The sequence below is a fragment of the Arthrobacter sp. zg-Y895 genome (assembly GCF_020731025.1).
Lineage (GTDB): Bacteria > Actinomycetota > Actinomycetes > Actinomycetales > Micrococcaceae > Arthrobacter_B.
Genome location: NZ_JAJFZY010000005.1, coordinates 156,615 through 176,277 on the forward strand (window position 1 = coordinate 156,615; position 19,663 = coordinate 176,277).

Sequence of the window (19,663 nt, forward strand, 5' to 3'; positions counted from 1 at the left end):
TTCCACCGCCGTACACTGGCCGCGGAAATCGCACCCGCGAGGAACGGACAGGCGCATGGACGAGCAGGCTGCCCCCAACGATCCGCCCGCCGCCGCAGGCAAGCGGGACCGGAAACCCCCTGATCCCAAGCGGGCCGCTATCCTCGGCGCCATGTTCCTGATGGCCACCAGCGCCATCGGACCGGGCTTCATCACCCAAACCACGGTGTTTACGGTCCAGCTGGGTGCCGCGTTTGCGTTCGCCATCCTGGTCTCGATCCTCGTGGACATTGCCGTGCAGCTGAACGTCTGGCGGATCATCGGCATTTCCGGCCTGCGTGCCCAGGTCCTGGGGAACAAGGTCCTGCCCGGTGCCGGGCTGGTGCTGGCCATCCTGGTGTTTGTGGGCGGGCTGGTGTTCAACATCGGCAACGTAGCCGGAACCGGGCTGGGCCTGAACGCCATGCTCGGGCTGGAACCTCGGATCGGCGCCGGGATTTCTGCTGTTCTGGCCATCCTGATCTTCCTGTCCAAACGGGCGGGCCTGGCACTGGACCGGGTAGTGGTGGTCCTTGGGGTCGTGATGATCCTGTTGATGCTGTACGTGGCGATCATCGCCGGCCCGCCGGTGGGCAGCGCCCTGAAGAACACCGTGCTGCCGGACCAGGTGGACTTCCTGGCCATCACGACATTGATCGGCGGCACCGTGGGCGGCTACATTACCTATGCCGGCGCGCACCGGATGGTGGATTCGGGCAACTCCGGGCTGGAGAACGTCCGCCCGATCACCCGCGCCGCGCTGCTGGGAGTCATTGTCACCGGCGTGATGCGGGTGCTGCTGTTCCTGGCCGTGCTGGGGGTGGTGGCGGGCGGGGCGGTGCTGACCGGCGGGAACTTGGCGGCCGATGCCTTCCAGATAGCTGCCGGCGAGTTCGGCATCCGGCTGTTCGGCATTGTCTTCTGGGCGGCGGCACTGACCTCGGTGATCGGTGCGTCCTACACATCGGTGTCCTTTATTACCAAGCTCACCACCAGTACTCGTACCCGGAACCTGCTCACGGTGGCCTTCATTGCCGTGTGTGCAGCCGCCTACCTGCTCGCCGGGCAGCCGCCGCAGACCCTGCTCGTTTTTGCCGGAGCCTTCAACGGGCTGATCCTCCCGCTGGGCTTCGCCGTCCTGCTGTGGGCAGCCTGGCGCCGCAGCGACCTGCTCGCCGGGTACCGGTATCCGCGCTGGCTGCTGATCGCCGGGGTGCTGGCCTGGCTGCTGACCCTCTACCTCGGCTGGAACTCGGTCGCCGGGCTGATCGACCTCTGGGCGTAGGGCCACGGCCCTCCCGGCCGTTCCCAGAGGCCCGGGAATGTCCGGGCCGTAACCCCCTGTAAAGACCGTGTTAACAATCGCCGGATCGTTCAACAAAACGCTTGTGGATTGTTGAACAACCCTTAGACTGCTGGAAGCCCACGTGGCATGCCCCACACCTTCCAGCGATCGGAATCACCATGGACAGCACGCCTACCAAGGTAAAGGTCCGGCCCAACGCCAAGCGCACGGCCTTACTCGGTGCCATGTTCCTGATGGCCACCAGTGCCATCGGCCCCGGCTTTATCACCCAGACCACGGTGTTTACGGTCCAGCTGGGTGCCGCGTTTGCGTTCGCCATCCTGGTCTCGATCCTGGTGGACATCGCAGTCCAGCTGAACGTCTGGCGGATCATCGGTGTCTCCGGCCTGCGCGCCCAGGTTTTGGGCAACAAAGTCCTCCCGGGGGCCGGCTGGGTCCTCGCGGGACTGGTCTTCCTGGGCGGGTTGGTCTTCAACATCGGCAACATTGCCGGCACCGGCCTGGGGATGAATGCCATGCTGGGCCTGGACACCAAGATCGGCGGCGCCATCTCCGCCGCCGTCGCCATCTTCATTTTCCTGTCCAAGAAGGCAGGCCTCGCCCTGGACCGGATTGTGGTGGCACTGGGCGCAGTGATGATCCTGCTGATGCTCTACGTAGCCATCAGCGCCGCGCCGCCGGTAGGGGAGGCGCTGAAGAACACTGTCCTGCCCGAGCAGGTGGACTTCCTGACCATCACCACGCTGATCGGCGGCACGGTGGGTGGCTACATCACCTACGCCGGCGCGCACCGCCTGCTGGATTCGGGCACCACCGGTCCCTCATACGTCAAGGACATCACCAAGGTCTCGATGCTGGGGATCATTGTCACCGGCGTCATGCGTGCCCTGCTGTTCCTGGCCATTCTGGGCGTCGTGGCCGGCGGGGTTACCCTGGCCGGCGACAACCTGGCCGCCGACGCGTTCCGGCACGCCGCCGGCGAGATCGGGCTGCGGATGTTCGGCATCGTGTTCTGGGCTGCGGCACTGACCTCGGTGATCGGCGCGGCCTACACCTCGGTGTCCTTTGTTACGACGCCGGCCACCAAGGACCGCACGCGCAGCTGGATCACCGTCGGGTTCATTGCCTTCTGCACCGTGGTGTATCTGTTCCTGGGCCAGGCACCGCAGACCCTGCTGGTCTTCGCCGGTGCGTTCAACGGGTTGATTCTTCCGCTGGGCTTCGGCATCCTGCTCTGGGCGGCCTGGCGGCGCCGGGACCTGCTGCAGGGCTACGAATACCCCAAATGGCTGCTCATCATCGGTGTGCTGGCGTGGGCGCTGACGCTGTTCCTGGGCTGGAACTCGCTCTCCGGCCTCGCCGCACTCTGGCAGTAGCGGGCACCGCCCTCCGGAAAGGATGAGCTGACATGGAAAACCTCACCGACGCGGCGGTATTGAACCCGGCCGGCCTAACACCGGCCGCAGCCCGGGCGATGTTCCGGGACGGACTGGTCACGCCCACAGCGGGCTGGTCCACAGGCTACGCGCAGGCCAACCTGATCATCGTGCCCAAGGCGCAGGCCTTCGACGTCCTGCTGTTCGCCCAGCGCAACCCGAAGTCCTGTCCCATCCTGGGAGTGCTCGACGCAGGGGAAACCGCCGGGCCGCTGCTGGCCGGCGGTGACATCCGCACCGATCTGCCCCGCTACACCGTGTACGAAAACGGTGTGAAGGTCGCCGAGCCCACGGACATCACCGGATACTGGCGCGAGGACCTGGTCACCTTCATTGTCGGCTGCAGCTTCACCTTCGAGGCGGCCCTGCAGGAGGGCGGCATCCGGATCGCCCACATCGACCAGGGCACCAACGTGCCGATGTACCGCACCTCGGTCCGCTGCGAACCGGCCGGATCCATGGCCGGACCGCTGGTGGTCTCGATGCGGCCGGTGCCCGCCTCGCAGGTGGCCGACGCCGTGCGGATCACTTCCCGCTACCCGGCGGTGCACGGGGATCCCGTCCAGGTCGGTAATCCGGCCGAGCTCGGTATTACCGACCTGGGCCGGCCCGACTTCGGCGAGCCGGTGCAGATTGCCGACGGGTACGTGCCCGTGTTCTGGGCCTGCGGCGTGACCCCGCAGGCGGCGGTCATGGAGTCGAAGCCGGCGCTGGCCATCGGGCACGCACCGGGGCACATGCTCATCACCGATGCGCGGGACAGTTCCTACCTGGTCCCGTAGATCGGCCCGCCTGCCGTGAGCCGAGCCTACGGATGCACGTGCGCCAGTAGCTCGGCCTCGGCGGCATCCAAGTAGGCCTGCAGCACCTTTGCGGCCTTGGCGCGTTTACCTGCGCGCAGCAGGTCCACCAGCCGGGCGTTCTGCTCCACATAGGTGGAGTGGAAGTCCGGCTGGCTGCTCATGGCGTGGAACACTAGGCGCATTTCGGCCAGCACCCGGCCCATCACCTGCTGCAGATGCGCGCTGCCGGACATTGCGACCAGCCCTTGGTGGAAGGCCTGGTTCGCGGCGGCCATTTCCGCCACCGCCCCGCGGGCCTTCGCATCCCGGGCCTGGGCGATCACGGCGTCCAGCCGGTCCAGGTCCAGTTCCGGGCCCCAGAGCACGGCCGAGGGTTCCAGCATCTTCCGCACCCGGTAGATCTCCCGCACGGCGTCGGCCCCGGGAGCGGCCACGAACACCCCGCGGTTGGGATAGCGGGTGACGGCGCCTTCAATGCTGAGCATGGTGAACGCCTCGCGCAGGGTATTGCGGGAGACCTGCAGGGACGCGGCCAGCTGCTGTTCCGAGAGTTTGGTGCCGGGCAGGAGTTCGCCTGCGGCGATGCTGGCGCGCAGCACATCGGCCACCCACACCGTGGTGTTCGCGTGGTCGGCGCGCTCGGTGGTGACGTCCCCCAGGTTCACAGGCATCTCCCTAATCTAGCGGCACTGCAGGGTAAACGGATGCCCGGCCGCAGGGGGACGGCCGGGCATCCGGGTCTCAGGAGCCGATGGTCCCCAACGAATCCCGGCGGCCGACGGCGGTGCCCGGTTCCAGCCCGGCACGGGCGAAGGCGCCGGCCCGGTGGGCGCGGACGGTGGTTTCCATCTTCATCGCCTCCAGCACGGCCACCGGATCGCCCTCGGCCAGCTGTGCGCCGTCGTCGGCCAGCCACTTCACCAGGTTCCCGGCCATCGGCGAGGCGAGCACGCTCTCGTCCGCGGCGCCGGCCTCGGCCGGAGCGGCCGCGGCACCGCCGCCGCCGGCCCGCAGCGCGTTGAGCAGCGCGGCCGGCACACCCAGGGCCACGGCCTTGCCGTCGACGTCGATGGTCACCGTTTCCCGCTCGGCGCCCGGCAGGGACGCGGCGATTTCCGGCGAGGCGGCCAGCGGCTCGGCGAACTCGGACTCGATCCAGGTGGTGTGCACGCCCAGCTGGTCGGGGCGGTTGAACGCCTCTGAGCGCACCACGGCCCGGTGGAAGGGCAGCACCGTAGGCACGCCGCGGATCACCAGTTCGTCCAGGGCGGCCCGTGCCCGGCGCAGGGCCTGCGGCCGGTCCTCGCCCCAGACAATCAGTTTGGCCATCAGCGAGTCATACTCGGCGGGCACCACGGACCCGGAGCGTACGCCGGAGTCCATCCGGATGCCCGGGCCGGTGGGCGGCTCGAAAGTCTCCACGGGGCCGGGGCCGGGCAGGAAGCCGCGGGTCGGGTCTTCGGCGTTAAGCCGGAATTCGAACGCGTGGCCGTGCGGCACAGGATCCTCCGTGAAGGACAGCGGCAGGCCGTCGGCAATGCGGAACTGTTCGCGGACCAGGTCCACGCCGGTGGTTTCCTCGGTCACGGGATGCTCCACCTGCAGCCGGGTGTTCACTTCCAGGAAGCTGATCAGCCCGTCGGGGGAGACCAGGTATTCCACGGTCCCGGCACCGGTGTAGCCGGCTTCGCGGCAGATGGCCTTGGCGGATTCGTGGATGGTGGCCCGCTGCTCATCGGTGAGGAACGGGGCGGGGGCTTCCTCCACGAGTTTCTGGTTCCGGCGCTGCAGCGAGCAGTCCCGGGTACCGACGACGACGACGTTGCCGTGCGTGTCGGCCAGCACCTGGGCCTCCACATGGCGGGGCTTATCCAGGAACCGTTCGGCGAAGCACTCGCCGCGGCCGAAGGCGGATACCGCTTCGCGGACGGCTGATTCGAAGGCATCCTCGACGTCTTCGAGCCGGCGGGCGATCTTCATGCCGCGGCCGCCGCCGCCGAAGGCCGCCTTGATGGCCACGGGCAGGCCGTGCTCCTCGGCGAAGGCGCGGACCTGTTCGGCGCTTTGGGCCGGTCCCTCGGTGCCGGGCACCAGCGGGGCTCCGGCGCGGACGGCGATGTCGCGGGCGGTGACCTTGTTGCCCAGGTCGCGGATGGCCTGCGGGGAAGGCCCGATCCAGGTCAGTCCGGCGTCGAGCACGGCCTGGGCAAACTCGGCGTTTTCGGAGAGGAATCCGTAACCGGGGTGTACCGCGTCGGCGCCGGCGCGGCGGGCGGCGTCGATCAGTTTGGGGATGTTCAGGTACGTGTCCGCGCCGGCGGAGCCGTGCAGGGGATAGGCCTCGTCCGCGAGGCGCACGTGCAGGGCATCGGCATCGGGGTCCGAGTACACGGCGGCGGAGCCGATTCCGGCGTCGGCGCAGGCGCGGGCCACGCGCACGGCAATTTCGCCGCGGTTGGCGATCAGGACCTTCTTCATGGGGTTCCTTCCGTAAACAGCCCGGCGGTTTCCTCCGCGGAGAGCGGGGCCAGGGTGTCGGGGTTCGAGAAAACAAAGCGGACCGGGTGTCCGGGCGACAGCTGGGCGGCAACAGGCAGGTCCTGGGGTACGACGACGGCGATCACCGGGTAGCCGCCGGTGACCGGATGGTCGGCCAGGAACAATACGGGCAGGCCCGAAGGCGGCACCTGCAGCGAGCCGGCCACTACGCCTTCGCTGGGCAGTTCCCCGTCCCGGACGCGTTCCAGCGGGGCGGCGTCGGGGTCCGCCGGGTCGGTGGCGAGCCGCACGCCGATCCGGTTGGACTCATTGGTGGCCAGCCAGATGTGTGCGGTCAGGGCGGTGGCGGCGTCGGGGCCGAACCAGTCCTGCCGCGGACCAGCGGTGATCCGGAGCAGAGTGGGTGTGCGGCCGTCGCCCAGGGTGCCCGGGGCGGTGCCTTCGGGCAGGGGAGACGGTTCGGCGGTGCCGACCGGTGCGAGGCCGGGAACGTCGCCGACGGGCAGGCGGGTGCCGGCGTCGAGCGGTGCCGGGCCGATGCCGCTCATCGTGTCGGTGCTGCGGCTGCCCAGCACCGGATCCACGGCCAGCCCGCCGCGTACGGCAAGGTAGATACGGACGCCGCGGTACGGTGTGCCCAGGCTCAGGGTTTCCCCGTCCAGCAAGGCAAAGGGCGTGTTCAGCGGTGCGGGCCGGTCCCGTGTGCCGCCTGGGGATACGACGGCGGCCGGTGTCTCCGCTCCGGACAGTGCCAGGACAGTGTCGCCGTGTGCCGTCAGCTCCAGGCCGCCGAACAGGTTCTCGATCACGGCAGCGTCCGCCGGGTTGCCGACCAGCCGGTTGGCCTGGCGGGCCGAGCGGGTATCGGCGGCGCCGGCGGCGGAGACGCCGAGGTCCGCATAACCGGGGCGGCCCAAGTCCTGGATCAGGGACTGGAGGCCTGGATTGCGAACCTCGAGATAGCCGTGGTCATCCTGGGACCTGCCCTCGCCTTGGGTGGGCTGGAAAGTCCCATCGCCCCTTAGCGCTTCGGATCCACCCTCCTCCTCGCAAGCTCGGAGAGGGGACCCTGATCCTTCGCTGCCTCGTCGTTCCTCACTCGGCGATGCGGGACTCACGGGACTTGCCAGCCCTGTCGCGTTCAGCGATGCGGGGCTCACGGAATCGCGGGTTCCATTGTCCGCCTTCGCCTGCGATAGAGAGGTGGTAATCAATTCGCGGACGGGGTTGAAAATGACTGAATCGCCAGGACGGATGAGAGCCGGAGAATCGCGGGAAAGGTCCCATAGGTTGGCGTTGGTACGGCCGATTAATTGCCAGCCGCCGGGGGAGGTGCGGGGGTAAATAGCTGAATAGTCGCCGGCGAGGGCCACCGAGCCGGCCGGAACCGCCTTGCGGGGGGTGCTGCGGCGCGGAACGTTCAGCGCCGGATCCCCGCCGACGAGGTAGGTGAAGCCCGGGGCGAAACCGCCGAACCCGCCGGTCCACGCCGTGCCGGTATGGGCGTTGATGACCGCCTCTTCGGAGAGACCGGTGAGCCGGGCCACCTCGGCGAGGTCCTCGCCGTCGTACACCGTGTCGATGGTGACCGTGCGGGCGTCGGGCAGTTCGGCGTGGCTGAAGTCCAGGTGCTCCAGGAGCCCGACGGCGGCCACTGTCTCGCTGCGTCCGGCGAACCGGACCAGCACGGTTCCGGCGGCGGCCAGCGCATCCACCTGGCCGGGCAGCGGCCGGGCCTGCAACTGGGCACGTAGGGCCACGACGTCGGCCAGCGAGCCGACCTCGACCAGCAGGGCCCTGGTGCCGGCTGGGCGGATGGCGCCGATCCGAGGTCCGCCGGTGTGCGCCTTGGGGACGGTGCTCACACGAAGCTCTGGATGGTCACGCCGGCGTTTTCCAACCCGGCGCGGACGGCCTTCGCCATGGCCACGGCCCCGGGGGTGTCGCCGTGTACGCAGATGGATTCGGCGGACATGGGGATGTCGGTGCCGTCGACGGCGGTGATGGTGCCCTGGGTGGCCAGGCGGACCATGTTGACGGTGACCTGCCCGGCGTCGTGGATCACGGCGTTGGCCTCGCGGCGGGACACCAGGGTGCCGTCGGGGTTGTAGTTGCGGTCGGCGAAGGCTTCGGTGACGCCGCGCAGGCCGGCCTCGGCGGCGATGTCCAGGGCCACGGCGCCGGGCAGCAGCAGGACAGGCAGGTCCTTGTCGAAGGTGCGGACCGCGTCGATCACGGCCTTGGCGTGGACTTCGTGCCTCACGATGGTGTTGTACAGCGCGCCGTGGGGTTTGACGTAGCGGATTTCTGAGCCGGCTGCCCGCGCCATCGCCTGCAGGGCGCCCAGCTGGTAGAGCACGTCGTCGAACAGTTCGGTGTAGGAGCAGTCCAGGAAGCGCCGGCCGAAACCGGCCAGGTCCCGGTAGGCAGGGTGCGCGCCGATGGTGACGCCGGCGGCGACGGCGTCGCGGCAGGTCCGGGCGATGGTGGAGGGGTCGCCGGCGTGGAAACCGCAGGCCACATTGGCGCTGGATACGGATTCGAAGACGGCGGCGTCATCGCCCATCTTCCAGTTGCCGAAGGACTCGCCAACGTCGCTGTTCAGGTCAATGACGGTCATGGTCCTGCCTCCTGCTTGTGATGCAATGTGTTTCTACAGTGTGCCCGGTCACGTCGGATTGTTCAACAATCCAAGGTTTGTTGCTGATGTCGGCAGGCCGCGGGGCCGGCCGCGGTACCAAGTATTCTGCTCCCGCGGTTGCCGTTGCGGGAGGCCTGACAAGAGGAGGGATAAGACCAGCAGTCAGTTCCGGGCCAAGACCGGACGGGGTTTGCCCAACCCTTGGCTGCCTGCATGGGTAGTTCTACCCATTCCCTAGATGTTTGTTTTCCCATATGTTGATGCCCATATAGGGGGGGGAACTGATGGAAATAGACATTCAGGTGGACCAGGTTCGAAGCCTCTTGGCGGACGCTTCCCGTGAGTTCGACGAATTAGAAGCGGCCAGAAATACGTTGGAGTTCCAGATCGAGGCTCTGGTTGAAGCCCTGGGGAAGTGCGCGGAAGTATCGGCGGCAGTCACCCGTGCGGGCACGGAAATCCTCTGGCGCGACCAGTCGGCAATTATGGTGCGATGCAACAACGCTGTTATGGGCGTGGGGCAGGCCGTGACCGAATACCAGAGGGGCGATGAGGAGATGGCCATGAATGTCATGAACGCCCAGCGCGCGGCATCCTCACCGCCCATAAAATCACTCCAGGATTCGAACGGTTATTACTTGAGGGCCGAAGAATGACGTACCTCCGGCATGCATTCTTTGTTGACACCCTTGAGTTGCGGTTGCTGCCGGATGGCGGACCGATCCAGCAAAAAGCCAAGGAAATCCTGGCCGGTGCCGAGGTGTTCCAGGAAGTCGTGTCCTCGGCCGGCAATAGATGGCAGGCACTGGGCCTGGTTTATCAAGCCCCGGAACAGGAGCTTGCCCTCCGGGCCATGGACGAACCGTCCAAGCAGGCTGGGACCCATCTTGAAAGCGTGCGCGTATTTCAGGAAGCCTTGGACACCTTCGGCCGGGAACTGGAAGAGATCGACTATGAGACCCGAGCCTTGGACGAGGCTGCCGATGCGGCGTACGGGGTATGGCTGGAGCGATTGGACGAGTTGAATGCGCAGGACGCGTCCACTTACGAGATGGAGGCTGCCCGCGAAGAATTGAATGCTCCCCTGCAAACCCGTCTTGCCGAGATCACCCAACGATATGAGCAGGCGAGGCAAGCCTGCGTCCGTTCGCTGGGCGCGATTGCACGATCCAGCCCCGACGTCATTTCCTCCTATCCATCGTTCGTCATGGACCTGGCTGCTACTGAGCGTGATGATGCCATTGCAGCCTTAGACAAGGCATTGGCTCCCGACGCCAGCCCCGAGGACATCAAAGCCTTTTACAATCTCCTGCTCTTGGCCGGCCCTGATCTGATGAAGGAACTCGGCAAGAGGCCGGGGGCAGCACAATTTGTGGCCGGCATGAGTCCCCATGAGGAAATGAAGTTCTGGGGCAAGCTGAGCCCGGAGCAGCAGGGGGCTCTTCTGGTTGCGCTTCCCGGTCTGGTGGGAAGCCTGGAAGGCGCGCCCTATAAGACGCGCGATACGGCAAACCGGCAGTTACTGGGGATTCTTCAGCAAGAACTAATCGAGGACCTCTGGAACTCCGGGAGGGTCGGAACGGATTACGAAGCCCTGGCAGTAAGGCAGGGGGCGCTGGAAAGCCTGGCCCTGGCCCTGAGCAAGAAGGACCGGTACTTGATCTCGCTTGATCCGCGTACCGATGCCCCTCTGGCACAAGTCGCAGTGGGGAATCCTGACACGGCCAGGAACGTCACCTACGTGGTACCGGGGATGTACAGCTCCTCCGTGGACGCCGCCGGCCTGGCGAACCAGGCAGACGACCTCCGCAAGCGCCAAAGCCTAGAGGGTATCTATGGGAATGACACAGCCGTGATCGCCTATATGGGGTACGAATCACCGACTCTCGGACAAGTTACCAGCGAAGACCTCGCAGAAAAGGGTGCCCCGGCGTTTGCTGACTCACTCGATGGCTTGTACCTAACCAGGAGCGCTGCAGGCACCGTCGTTGAGGTTAACGTCATTGCCCACTCCTACGGGACCACGATGACAGCTATCGCCTTGGGGCAGACGGACTATGGTGTGGCAAGCGCGGTGCTGCTTGCGTCCGCAGGTCTGCCGGAAGGTGTCGCGGTCGCAGATTTTAACGTGGGCCTCGGCTCTGATGGGGAAAGAAAAGTGTTCGTTACGACCGCAGAGGCGGATTCGCTTGCCCCCTGGGGATCCGACATGAGCTGGCGAACCGATCCTGCTGACGAAGCTGACCCCTGGGGCGGGAGGGTGTTCAGCTCCGATGAGGTTACCGTGAATAACATTTCCTACGAAGCGGTGGAGGATCACCATTTACATTTGTACTTGGAGGGCGGCACCTTCAGCATGAAAATCACCGCCCTGGTCACGAGCGGGGGAAGTGAAGAGGCTGTTGAACTAATAAAAGCGGCTCAGTAATGATTGGAAATCAAAGTGCAGCAGCTGTCAAAAGTCCTTCTGATCGCAGTTCTGTTATCTCTCCTGGCCGGTATCTCCGGCTGTGCAGAAAGGAATGAAACCATGACCGCCCCTGATGGCCCTGCAACAAATCAAGCCAGTTCTACCGACAAAACCTCGAGGGAATCCTATGACGAGTTCGTGGCTCAGATGGATGAGATTCTGGCCGTCACTGGGGCACAGGCCGGCTGGACCACGGAATTCTCGGAACCGTGGCCATTGGAACCCGGCAATGTGTTGACCCCGGAACCCTGCGACGTCGAAAACTGGAGGACGTCTCCGTATCAGATATCGCTACAGGTCCTCGGACCGGGAACGGAGGATGTGGAGGCTGACCGCGAAGCCATGATCCGCTACATGGAAGACCAGGGGATGAAAGTTAGCGGGGTGTTCGGGGATTCGTCCTATCCCGAACGCGTAGCCTGGAACGCCTTTGGCCGTGGTGAGAACGGATTGACGATCGATTACGGTACGAGCAAGGATCGACGGTCGGTCATTCTGCAGGGTGAGTGCTCCAGCCATCCGTCCATGCAAAACGGCGTCTCCCGGGACGCGCCCTGACTCATGAACCCTTTCCGGATACGGCGGCCAGCTCTTGTGCTGTTATGCATGCTGACTGTTGTCGATGCCAGCATCTCCGGCTGCGCCGGAGAAACGGGGCAGTCAGGATCCGGCGGCGGTTCTGCTCCGTCCGCTACGGACAAAACCTCACGGGAGTCCTACGACCAGTTCGTGGCTCAGATGGCAGAAATCCTAGCGGTTACCGGAGAGCAGGCCGGCTGGACCACGGAATTCTCGGAGCCGTGGCCATTGGAACCCGGCAACGAGCTGACCCCGGAACCCTGCGACGTCGAAAACTGGAGGACGTCTCCGTATCAGTTATCGCTTCAGGTCCTTGGGCCGGGTGCGGAGGACCTGCAGGCGGACCGCGATGCGATGATTCGATATATGGAAGACCAGGGCCTGGAAATCAGCGGGGTCTTCGGGGATCCGTCCTATCCCGAGGGTGTGGCTTGGGATGCCACCGGCCGGGGAGAAAACGGGCTCAAAGTCATCTATGCCACCAGCTCGCACCATCGGGCGGTGACCCTGCACGGGGAGTGCTCCGCCCATCCGTCCATGCAGAACAAAGTCTCACAGGAAGCTCCCTGACCTCCTAGCCGGTCGGCACGATGTTGTGGTTCCGCCGGAAGAGGTTCTGCGGATCGTAGGCGGTCTTCAAAGCGGTGAGCCGGGCCAGCTTGTCCGGGCCGTAGACGGACGGGGCGGTGCCCTGTGCGACTGGATCCTCGGCGCCCATAAAGTTCACGTACTGCGCGCCGGAGGAGAACGGTTCCACTGCCTTCGCCAGCCCGCGGACAAAAGCCGTACGCGCGGCGTCGTCCGCCGGGTCCTGCCAGAAACCGTAAATGTTCAGCCAATAGGGGGCATCCCTGGTGGGAAAGGCGGTGGCGTCGTCCGCGACCCGGCCGTAGGCGCCGCCCAGATGGTGGATGTCAAAGCCGGTCCCGTGCCAGGTCTGGTCACAGCCGGCGCGGACCAGGGTGTCTATGGCGGCGTCATCCAGCCGGTCGATGGAGGCGTTTTTCCAGTAGGCGCGGGAGCCTGGCGGAAACGTTGAGTCCATGGCCGTCTGCCAGTCGGACCATTGCACCGCTTCCACTGCCTCGATATCAGGCGGAGCTGCCGCGGTAAGCTGCCGGATCAGCGCGGCCCCGGCCTCCTGATCCGGGTCCGCCCAAGCGAGTCCGATCACCATCAGCGGTTGGTCCCCCATGTCCCATTCCTCGATCGGCACTAGGCAGCTGATGATGGTGGTCATCTCATCGGGCAGGTCGGCCGCCCACGCGTCATAGGCGCGGAGCGCAGAGCGCCAGTGCATATTGCCGTACGCCAGGTTCCCGGTGAGGACCTGCGCGGGCAGTGGATGGGCGGAGAAGGTAAAGGAAGAAACGACGCCGAAGTTCCCGCCCCCGCCGCGCAGCCCCCAGAACAGTTCAGGATGGTCGCCAGCGGATGCGTGGACGGACTCGCCGTCGGAGGTGACGACGTCGGCCGCCACCAGGTTGTCGATGCTCAGTCCATGCGCGCGGGTAAGCCAGCCGACACCCCCGCCGAGGGTTAGCCCGGCCACGCCGGTGCCGGAAACGACGCCCATGGGAACGGCCAGGCCGTACGGTTCGGTGGCGGCGTCGACGTCGCCCATGGTGGCTCCCGCCTGCACCGTGACAGTGCCGCTGTCCACGTCTACGCTGAGGTCTCGCAGGCCACTCATATCCAGCACGATCCCGTCCGCCACCGTCCCGTTCCCCGCCACGTTGTGCCCGCCGCCGCGGACCGCCAGCGGCAGGTTCCACTGCTGCGCAAAGGCGAGGACCGCGGCAATATCCTCCACGGATGCAACACGCACCACCATCGCGGGCAGGACGTCGATCATGCCGTTCCAGACGCGCCGGGCGTCGTCGTACGTCTCGTCCTGCGGCAGGACGACGGAACCGGTCAGGGACGCCCGCAGGTCCGCAACGGCGTCCGGGGAAAGGAGGGGTTCCATGGGATTACACCGCCTTCGAGCGGCAGCCGCCGGACGCCCGGATGGTGTCCGGTCCAGTCGTTTCCTGCCGCTGTAAAAAGTCTTCGCCTGCCGCCCCGGCGAATCAAGGGCGGCCCGCAACCTAAGGATCCGCGGGCTAAATCCCCTCCCGGGCAACCGATACCGCGAACCTTGGTTGTCCCTTCCCTTCCGGCCCCATAGCGTCCTTCCTGCACTCGCACCGCCGTCCCGTCACCCGGAACGGCACGTCAGCTGCGCGGGCGCCCGTCGGGGAGGGGCCAACCCGTTCTGCGAACTCTCGCATCTTCGCCGGATGCGGCAACTGACACCGCTGCGCCCCTGGGGGTGAACGCGGCCCAGTATGAGGGAACAGCCATGCATCAACGAAAAAAATCAGTACGACTCGGGCTGGCGTCGCTTGCAGCGATGCTGGTTGCCGGAAGCCTTTACCCAGCCGGTGCCGCTGCGGCACCCCTAACACCGGGAACCGGGGTGGCGCTCCCATCCCAGGCGCCGCCGGGCATGCCGTGGATGGACCCGGAACTGTCACCGGATGAACGGGCGGACCTGGTGGTCGCCGTGATGACGCTGGAACAGAAGGTGACCTACCTGATCCAAAGCGGCGGGCCGGGGTTGCCGGAACTGGGCCTGCCACCCATCCGCAGCAAGGACGGCTGCTGCGGACTCGCCCTGGAAACCCAGGACACCACGGCACTGCCGGCCGGAGTGGGCCTCGCGTCCTCCTTCAGTCCGGAACTCGCCCAGGCCTACGGCGCCGTGGGCGGTGAGGAAGCCCGAGCGACCGGCTACAACGCCATCGCCGGCCCCACCATGGACCTGGTCCGGACGCCCTTCAACGGGCGGATGTGGGAAGACCTCGGCGAGGACCCAATGCTGAGCGGCGACATTGCCGCGGGGCAGGTGCAAGGTGAGCAGAGCGCGGACATCTCGGCGCTTCCCAAGCACTACAACTTGAACAATTTCGAGACCCGCCGCGGGCACGTGAACGTCCTGGTGGACGAGCGGACCCTGCAGGAGACCTACACCCGCCCCTGGGAAACCATGGTGAGCGAGGGGGATCCCGGCGCCATTATGTGCTCTTTCAACCGGGTGAACGGGCCGTTCGCCTGCGGCAATGACACGCTGCTCAACCAGATCCTCAAGGGCCAGCTGGGCTTCCCTGGGTTCGTCTCCTCGGACTTCAACGCCGCGCACAGTTTCGAGGACTACGCGGCGGGGCTCGACGTCGCCGGGCCGGGCCTCGAATTCTCCGGGCCCGCGCTCCTGGCGGCGGTGCAGAACGGGCAGGTCTCCGAGGAACGGGTGACCGACGCCGCCCGCCGGGTGGCGCGCACCATGTTCGACAAGGGCATCGTGGACAACCCGCCGGTCGGCTCCTTCATCAATCCGCAGCCGGCCGACCCGCCGGTGCCCGCGGAGATGCTCGACGAGCACGCGGAGGTGGCGGAACAGGCCGCCCTCGAAGCGGCGGTGCTTTTGAAGAACGAGGGCAGGACCCTGCCGCTGGACGACGACGCCGGTTCCGTGGCAGTCATCGGTTCCGACGCCGATTGGTACATCGACGGCGGCGGCAGCGGTGCCATTCCCAACCCTGCCCGGCTGACCACCATCCTGGACGGGATCACCGCCCGGGCTGCCGGATCAGCCGTCGAGTGGGCGCCCGGTACGGATCCGGTGTCCCTGGGCGACACGATTCCCGGCCCGCCGCCGGTCCCCAGCGGAGTGCTGACGGACGTGTCCGCGAGCTACTGGACCGGGATCAATACCTTCGAAGGTGAGCCCGCACTGGCCCGGGACGAGCTGCAGGTCAACCTGCGGACCGGTATCTCGGCCGACACCATCAACACCTCCCAGATACCGGGCATCGGGGCGCAGTTGGCGTCGCAGCCGATTTCCGTCCGCTGGACCGGCACCCTGGCGGCCCCGACCACGGGAAGCTACACGCTGTCCCTGACCCATCTGGGCACCGCCCGGCTGTTTCTGGACGAGCAGGAAGTCATCACCGGACCGGCTGCGCCGTTCGGCACCCAGGAAGCAACCGTGGACCTGACCGCCGGACAGAATGTGGCCGTGCGGATCGACTACACCACGGACGCGCCGAACCAGTTCAACGGCGGACTCAATGATCAGCCCGGAGCTCTGATGCGCTTCGGCTGGACTCCGCCGGAGGACGTCCTGCCGCCGGCCATGGCCGAAGCGGTGGCTCTCGCCGCCGAGTCCGAAGTGGCCGTGATCGTGGCGCGGGACTACACCGGGGAGGCCGCTGACCGCGGCTCGCTGGTGCTTCCGCAGGACCAGGATCGGCTCATTTCGGCTGTCTCGGCAGTGAACCCGAACACCGTTGTCGTACTGGCGACGAGCGGTCCGGTGACCATGCCGTGGATCGAGGACGTGCCGTCGGTGATGGAAATCTGGTACCCCGGCCAGGCACAGGGAACGTCGACGGCGGCGCTGCTGTTCGGCGACGCGAACCCGTCCGGCAAGCTGCCGGTCACCTTCCCGGTCAGCGACGAGCAGGCCGTCCAGGTGGCACCGCCGGCACCGTTCTCGCTCATTGAGATCGTGGATCCTGAGGTGCCCTATGTTGAGGGCGTGTTCGTAGGCTACAAGGGGTACCTCGAGCAGGGTCTGACTCCGCTCTTCCCCTTCGGCCACGGCCTGTCCTACACGAAGTTCGACTACGGGAAACTGCGGACCACGCACAAGGTGGACGCCTCCGATCCGGAGGCCGCGGTGTCGGTGCGGGTATGGAACACGGGGCATTACACCGGCGAGGAAACACTGCAGGTGTACGTGGGCAACCTGCCCACCGATGTTCCGACGCCGGCCCTGCAGCTCGCCGGGTACGGCAGTGTGACGCTGGCGCCGGGGGAGTCGGACCGGGTGGAAATCGAGCTGGATCCGCGCTCCCTGCAGTACTGGGACGAGACCGAGGGTGCGTGGGTGACCCCCACCGGAGAGGTCCCCATCTACGTGGGCCGCTCGGTGGAGGATCTCCGGCTGGCCGGAAGTCTCTACGTCAGTGACAGGCACGGCGGTCATCACGGCCACCATGGACACCACGGTCATCCGGGTCATCACGCTGGCTGGGGCGGCGGAGGACACGGGGGAGGGCACGGGGGAGGCCGCGGCTAGGATCGGTTGCCGCTGAACGCGAACTGGAACCTAAAGGGCCTCCCGGAACGACCATTCGTCGTCCGGGAGGCCCTTTACTTTTTGATGCGGTGCGCCTCTAGCAGGGCTTCCAGGAGTTGAGGTGTTGTGGGTCACGGAAAGGACGAGTGCCAATGGTTTCAGAAGGTGCTGTCGTTACAGATTCGGTGCTTCCGAATCGCCAAAACCGGGGCAATCCGGGGGCCGTAACTGAAACAATAGGAAAGGCGGCTTACTTGTTCGATGCCGCCCGTACCAGAGTCTCGTGCCCAGGAATGGAGCCCCCCAAGTGTCACCCGAATCAGCCCAGCCGTTTGAAATTTCCGAAACGGACCGCGTCACCGTCTACGGTGCGAAGAACTTTCCCGAGGTGGCCGGGCTGCTGCCGGACTCCGCGTTCCTCGCCGAGGATGACGGGCGCTTCCCGGCCGACGTCGTGCTGCTGTTCGTAGCCTCCGCTGCCGACCTGGCGCATGACCTGGCCAAGGCTGCCGCCGCCGTCGAACCCGGCGGATCCCTCTGGGTCTGCTATCCGACGGCGGACGTCGACGGCGGCGCCCCGGACCTGAACCGGGACACCGTGGCTTCCCTCGTGGAAACGAATGACTGGGAGCCCGTGGGCGACGCCGTTATCAACAGCGAGTGGTCTGCGGTGCGCGGGCGGCCGGCGGGGAAGTAAAGCAGGGAAGCCGCAGGACCGGACCGCGCAGGGCGGAATTTGGTCCGGCGGGTTCCGCAGGGATGGAGGTCGGCGCATACTCGGGAGCATCCGATCCGTCACCCGTAAGGAGACAACCATGTCCACCCTGATGAACCCTTACCTCAGCTTCCGGGACAACGCTGCTGAAGCCATGGCTTTCTACCAGGACGTTTTCGGAGGAACGCTGGAAAGTTCCACCTTCGGCGACATGAACATGGCCGAGGATCCATCCGAGGCGAACAAGATCATGCACTCCTCCCTGACCACTGACAACGGCCTGGTGTTAATGGCTTCGGACACGCCGAACAGCATGAATATGGACTCGGGCAGCAGCTACTCCATCTCCCTCAGCGGTGATAACGGTGAGGAGCTCCGCGGGTACTGGGACAAACTGCTCGACGGCGGCCAGATGACCATGCCGCTGGAAAAAGCGCCGTGGGGAGACATGTTCGGCATGCTGACCGACCGGTTCGGAACCAGCTGGATGATCAGCATTGAGACTGAGGACTCTAGCCGCTGAAGCGCCTCTAGCCGCTGAAGCGCCCGGCGCTTTGAGCCGCCGCCTTCATGGCGGCGGCTCAGCTGTCTCCGCCGGACTGCTCCGCCGCCCACTCGGCGACACGGCGGGCGCTTTCCTCCTCGGAAAGGTCCTCCACCCGGGACATCACTGACCAGCGGACCCCGAACGGGTCACGGATACTGGCGAAGCGGTCTCCCGAGACAAAGGTCGTCAGTGGTTCGCGGACAACGGCGCCGGCCGCCGTCGCCCGGGCGACGGTCTGGTCCGCATCGGCGCAGTAGAGCCCGAGCGAGTAGCAGTCGTTGTCCCCTTCCGGAGGGAGCACCAGCCCGAAAGCGGGATTGGGTTCGCCCAATTGCAGCCGGCCCATGCCGAAGTCGAGATCGACGTGCACCACCATGCCGTCCATCTCGGTCACGTCCACCACCCGGGCCCCGAACACGTCACGGTAAAAGGCGATGGCGTTTCGGGCATCCGGTACGGCCAGGAACGGGGTCAGGCTAGTGGCGCCGTGTGGAATCCCGCCCGTGGTGTGTTCTCCGGTGAGGCCGGTGATGGTTTCGTCTGGAGTGGTGTTGTCTGTGAATGTCATGCTGCAAGGCTAGGCAGCAGCAGTAGGGTGACGCTTGAAGATTCGCGACAGGCCAGGAAGCACGAGAAATGAGCAGGCTATGGAGGAACAGTGGCGCGGGTTGCTTTATCCCGCTCGGCTGCCTGCGTTCCACCGGCTGCTCCCGCCGGACCCGCTTCGGGACCGCTTTCGCTGGGTCTGGATTCCGGAATGGGACCTGGCACCCGGCAAGGTCTCCCGGCAGGAGGTCCTGCCGTTCCCGGCGTTGAACCTGGTGGTGCAGGAGGAAGGTGTCAGTCTTTCCGGTCCTGCCACGCGGCGCTCCTTCCGCGACCTGGCGGGGCGGGGCTGGGCCGTCGGGATGTTGCTGCGGCCGGCAGCCGTACCGGTCTTCACTGATGACCCGGGCGGACTCCGCGACGCGGAAATCCCGTTCCACGCCCCGGACCTGCATACCGCGGTGATGGCCGCCATGAGCTGCGGCGCCGGTGGAGCGGGGGATGACGACGACGGCGCTCGCCGCCGGGACCGTGCAGCATCGACAGCCGCCGAGTGGCTGGAGGCCCGCGTCCCGGTACCAACAGCCGAAGCCGAAGCGGCCAATCGGTTGGAGGACCTGATCCAATCCGACCGCGAGCTGACCCGGGTTGACCAGGCAGCCGACCAGCTCGGTGTCTCCGTCCGGACCCTGCAGCGCCTGGCGCGCCGGTTTGTCGGCCTTCCGCCGCTGGCGATGATCCGCCGCTACCGGCTGCAGGAGGCAGCGGAACGTCTGCGCGGCAACACCGAACTCTCCATTGCCGGTGTTGCCGCCGATCTCGGTTACGCCGACCATGCGCACCTGGCCAACGCGTTTCGGGAAGTCCTGGGCTTCACACCCAGCGGCTACCGGCGCTCCGCGGCCCAGCAGTGAGGGTCCGCCCCGGACATTCCCGGGTCGGAGCAAAACGCTCCAACCCGGGAACTGCCTGGTGAAC

General features: G+C 66.3%; 17 protein-coding genes. 11 read left to right on the forward strand and 6 right to left on the reverse strand.

Going from position 1 to position 19,663, the window contains the following annotated elements:
• Positions 1-55 precede the first annotated feature (55 nt).
• The 3 genes from LJ760_RS11685 (at position 56) to LJ760_RS11695 (ending at position 3,542) form a co-directional block, all read left to right on the forward strand.
• Entirely contained in the window at positions 56-1,303 is a 1,248-nt protein-coding gene (locus LJ760_RS11685; RefSeq protein WP_227923141.1) for an NRAMP family divalent metal transporter, read from the forward strand.
• Positions 1,304-1,482: 179 nt separating this feature from the next.
• Entirely contained in the window at positions 1,483-2,700 is a 1,218-nt protein-coding gene (locus LJ760_RS11690) for an NRAMP family divalent metal transporter (RefSeq protein ID WP_227923142.1), read from the forward strand.
• Between the two features lie 32 nt (positions 2,701-2,732).
• Entirely contained in the window at positions 2,733-3,542 is an 810-nt protein-coding gene (locus tag LJ760_RS11695) for a putative hydro-lyase (protein ID WP_227923144.1), read from the forward strand.
• A 26-nt stretch (positions 3,543-3,568) separates the two neighbouring features.
• Here LJ760_RS11695 and LJ760_RS11700 read toward each other — a convergent pair whose 3' ends face one another.
• The 4 genes from LJ760_RS11700 to LJ760_RS11715 form a co-directional block, all read right to left on the reverse strand.
• Positions 3,569-4,234 carry a GntR family transcriptional regulator gene (locus tag LJ760_RS11700; protein WP_227923146.1) on the reverse strand — a complete coding sequence of 222 codons (666 nt, stop codon included), beginning with the start codon at positions 4,232-4,234 and terminating at the stop codon, positions 3,569-3,571.
• 70 nt (positions 4,235-4,304) lie between these two features.
• Positions 4,305-6,041 carry an ATP-binding protein gene (locus tag LJ760_RS11705; RefSeq protein ID WP_227923148.1) on the reverse strand — a complete coding sequence of 579 codons (1,737 nt, stop codon included), beginning with the start codon at positions 6,039-6,041 and terminating at the stop codon, positions 4,305-4,307.
• On the reverse strand, positions 6,038-7,927 hold the full coding sequence (locus tag LJ760_RS11710) for a carboxyltransferase domain-containing protein (RefSeq protein ID WP_227923150.1): 1,890 nt from the start codon (positions 7,925-7,927) through the stop codon (positions 6,038-6,040). Before LJ760_RS11710 ends, LJ760_RS11705 begins: the two co-directional genes overlap by 4 nt.
• On the reverse strand, positions 7,924-8,682 hold the full coding sequence (locus tag LJ760_RS11715) for a LamB/YcsF family protein (RefSeq protein ID WP_227923152.1): 759 nt from the start codon (positions 8,680-8,682) through the stop codon (positions 7,924-7,926). The genes LJ760_RS11710 and LJ760_RS11715 overlap by 4 nt, the downstream gene beginning before the upstream one ends.
• A gap of 305 nt (positions 8,683-8,987) precedes the next feature.
• On the opposite strand from LJ760_RS11715, the gene LJ760_RS11720 reads away from it, so the two are divergent.
• The 4 genes from LJ760_RS11720 to LJ760_RS11735 are packed head-to-tail and all read left to right on the forward strand — an operon-like array spanning position 8,988 to position 12,322.
• On the forward strand, positions 8,988-9,359 hold the full coding sequence (locus tag LJ760_RS11720) for a DUF6507 family protein (protein ID WP_227923155.1): 372 nt from the start codon (positions 8,988-8,990) through the stop codon (positions 9,357-9,359).
• Positions 9,356-11,131, forward strand: a complete 1,776-nt coding sequence (locus LJ760_RS11725; protein WP_227923157.1) for an alpha/beta hydrolase — start codon at positions 9,356-9,358, stop codon at positions 11,129-11,131. Before LJ760_RS11720 ends, LJ760_RS11725 begins: the two co-directional genes overlap by 4 nt.
• 15 nt (positions 11,132-11,146) lie before the next feature.
• The gene (locus LJ760_RS11730; RefSeq protein ID WP_227923159.1) at positions 11,147-11,731 is read left to right on the forward strand and encodes a hypothetical protein; all 585 of its coding nucleotides are present in this window, start codon (positions 11,147-11,149) and stop codon (positions 11,729-11,731) included.
• Between the two features lie 48 nt (positions 11,732-11,779).
• Complete coding sequence (locus LJ760_RS11735; RefSeq protein WP_227923160.1) at positions 11,780-12,322, forward strand: hypothetical protein; 543 nt, start codon at positions 11,780-11,782, stop codon at positions 12,320-12,322.
• A gap of 4 nt (positions 12,323-12,326) precedes the next feature.
• Here LJ760_RS11735 and LJ760_RS11740 read toward each other — a convergent pair whose 3' ends face one another.
• Positions 12,327-13,721, reverse strand: coding sequence for an FAD-binding oxidoreductase (locus tag LJ760_RS11740; RefSeq protein WP_227923161.1), 1,395 nt, complete (start codon positions 13,719-13,721; stop codon positions 12,327-12,329).
• A 492-nt stretch (positions 13,722-14,213) separates the two neighbouring features.
• Here LJ760_RS11740 and LJ760_RS11745 point away from each other — a divergent pair, with 492 nt between their 5' ends.
• The 3 genes from LJ760_RS11745 (at position 14,214) to LJ760_RS11755 (ending at position 18,115) form a co-directional block, all read left to right on the forward strand.
• Positions 14,214-16,877, forward strand: coding sequence for a beta-glucosidase (locus tag LJ760_RS11745; protein WP_227923164.1), 2,664 nt, complete (start codon positions 14,214-14,216; stop codon positions 16,875-16,877).
• A gap of 307 nt (positions 16,878-17,184) precedes the next feature.
• Positions 17,185-17,574, forward strand: a complete 390-nt coding sequence (locus LJ760_RS11750; RefSeq protein WP_227923166.1) for a hypothetical protein — start codon at positions 17,185-17,187, stop codon at positions 17,572-17,574.
• 118 nt (positions 17,575-17,692) lie between these two features.
• The gene (locus tag LJ760_RS11755) at positions 17,693-18,115 is read left to right on the forward strand and encodes a VOC family protein (RefSeq protein WP_227923168.1); all 423 of its coding nucleotides are present in this window, start codon (positions 17,693-17,695) and stop codon (positions 18,113-18,115) included.
• A 58-nt stretch (positions 18,116-18,173) separates the two neighbouring features.
• On the opposite strand, the gene LJ760_RS11760 is transcribed toward LJ760_RS11755, so the two are convergent.
• Positions 18,174-18,707 (reverse strand): VOC family protein, encoded by a 534-nt coding sequence (locus LJ760_RS11760; protein ID WP_227923170.1) that lies wholly within the window; start codon positions 18,705-18,707, stop codon positions 18,174-18,176.
• A 79-nt stretch (positions 18,708-18,786) separates the two neighbouring features.
• Here LJ760_RS11760 and LJ760_RS11765 point away from each other — a divergent pair, with 79 nt between their 5' ends.
• Entirely contained in the window at positions 18,787-19,599 is an 813-nt protein-coding gene (locus LJ760_RS11765) for a helix-turn-helix domain-containing protein (protein ID WP_227923172.1), read from the forward strand.
• Positions 19,600-19,663 lie beyond the last annotated feature (64 nt).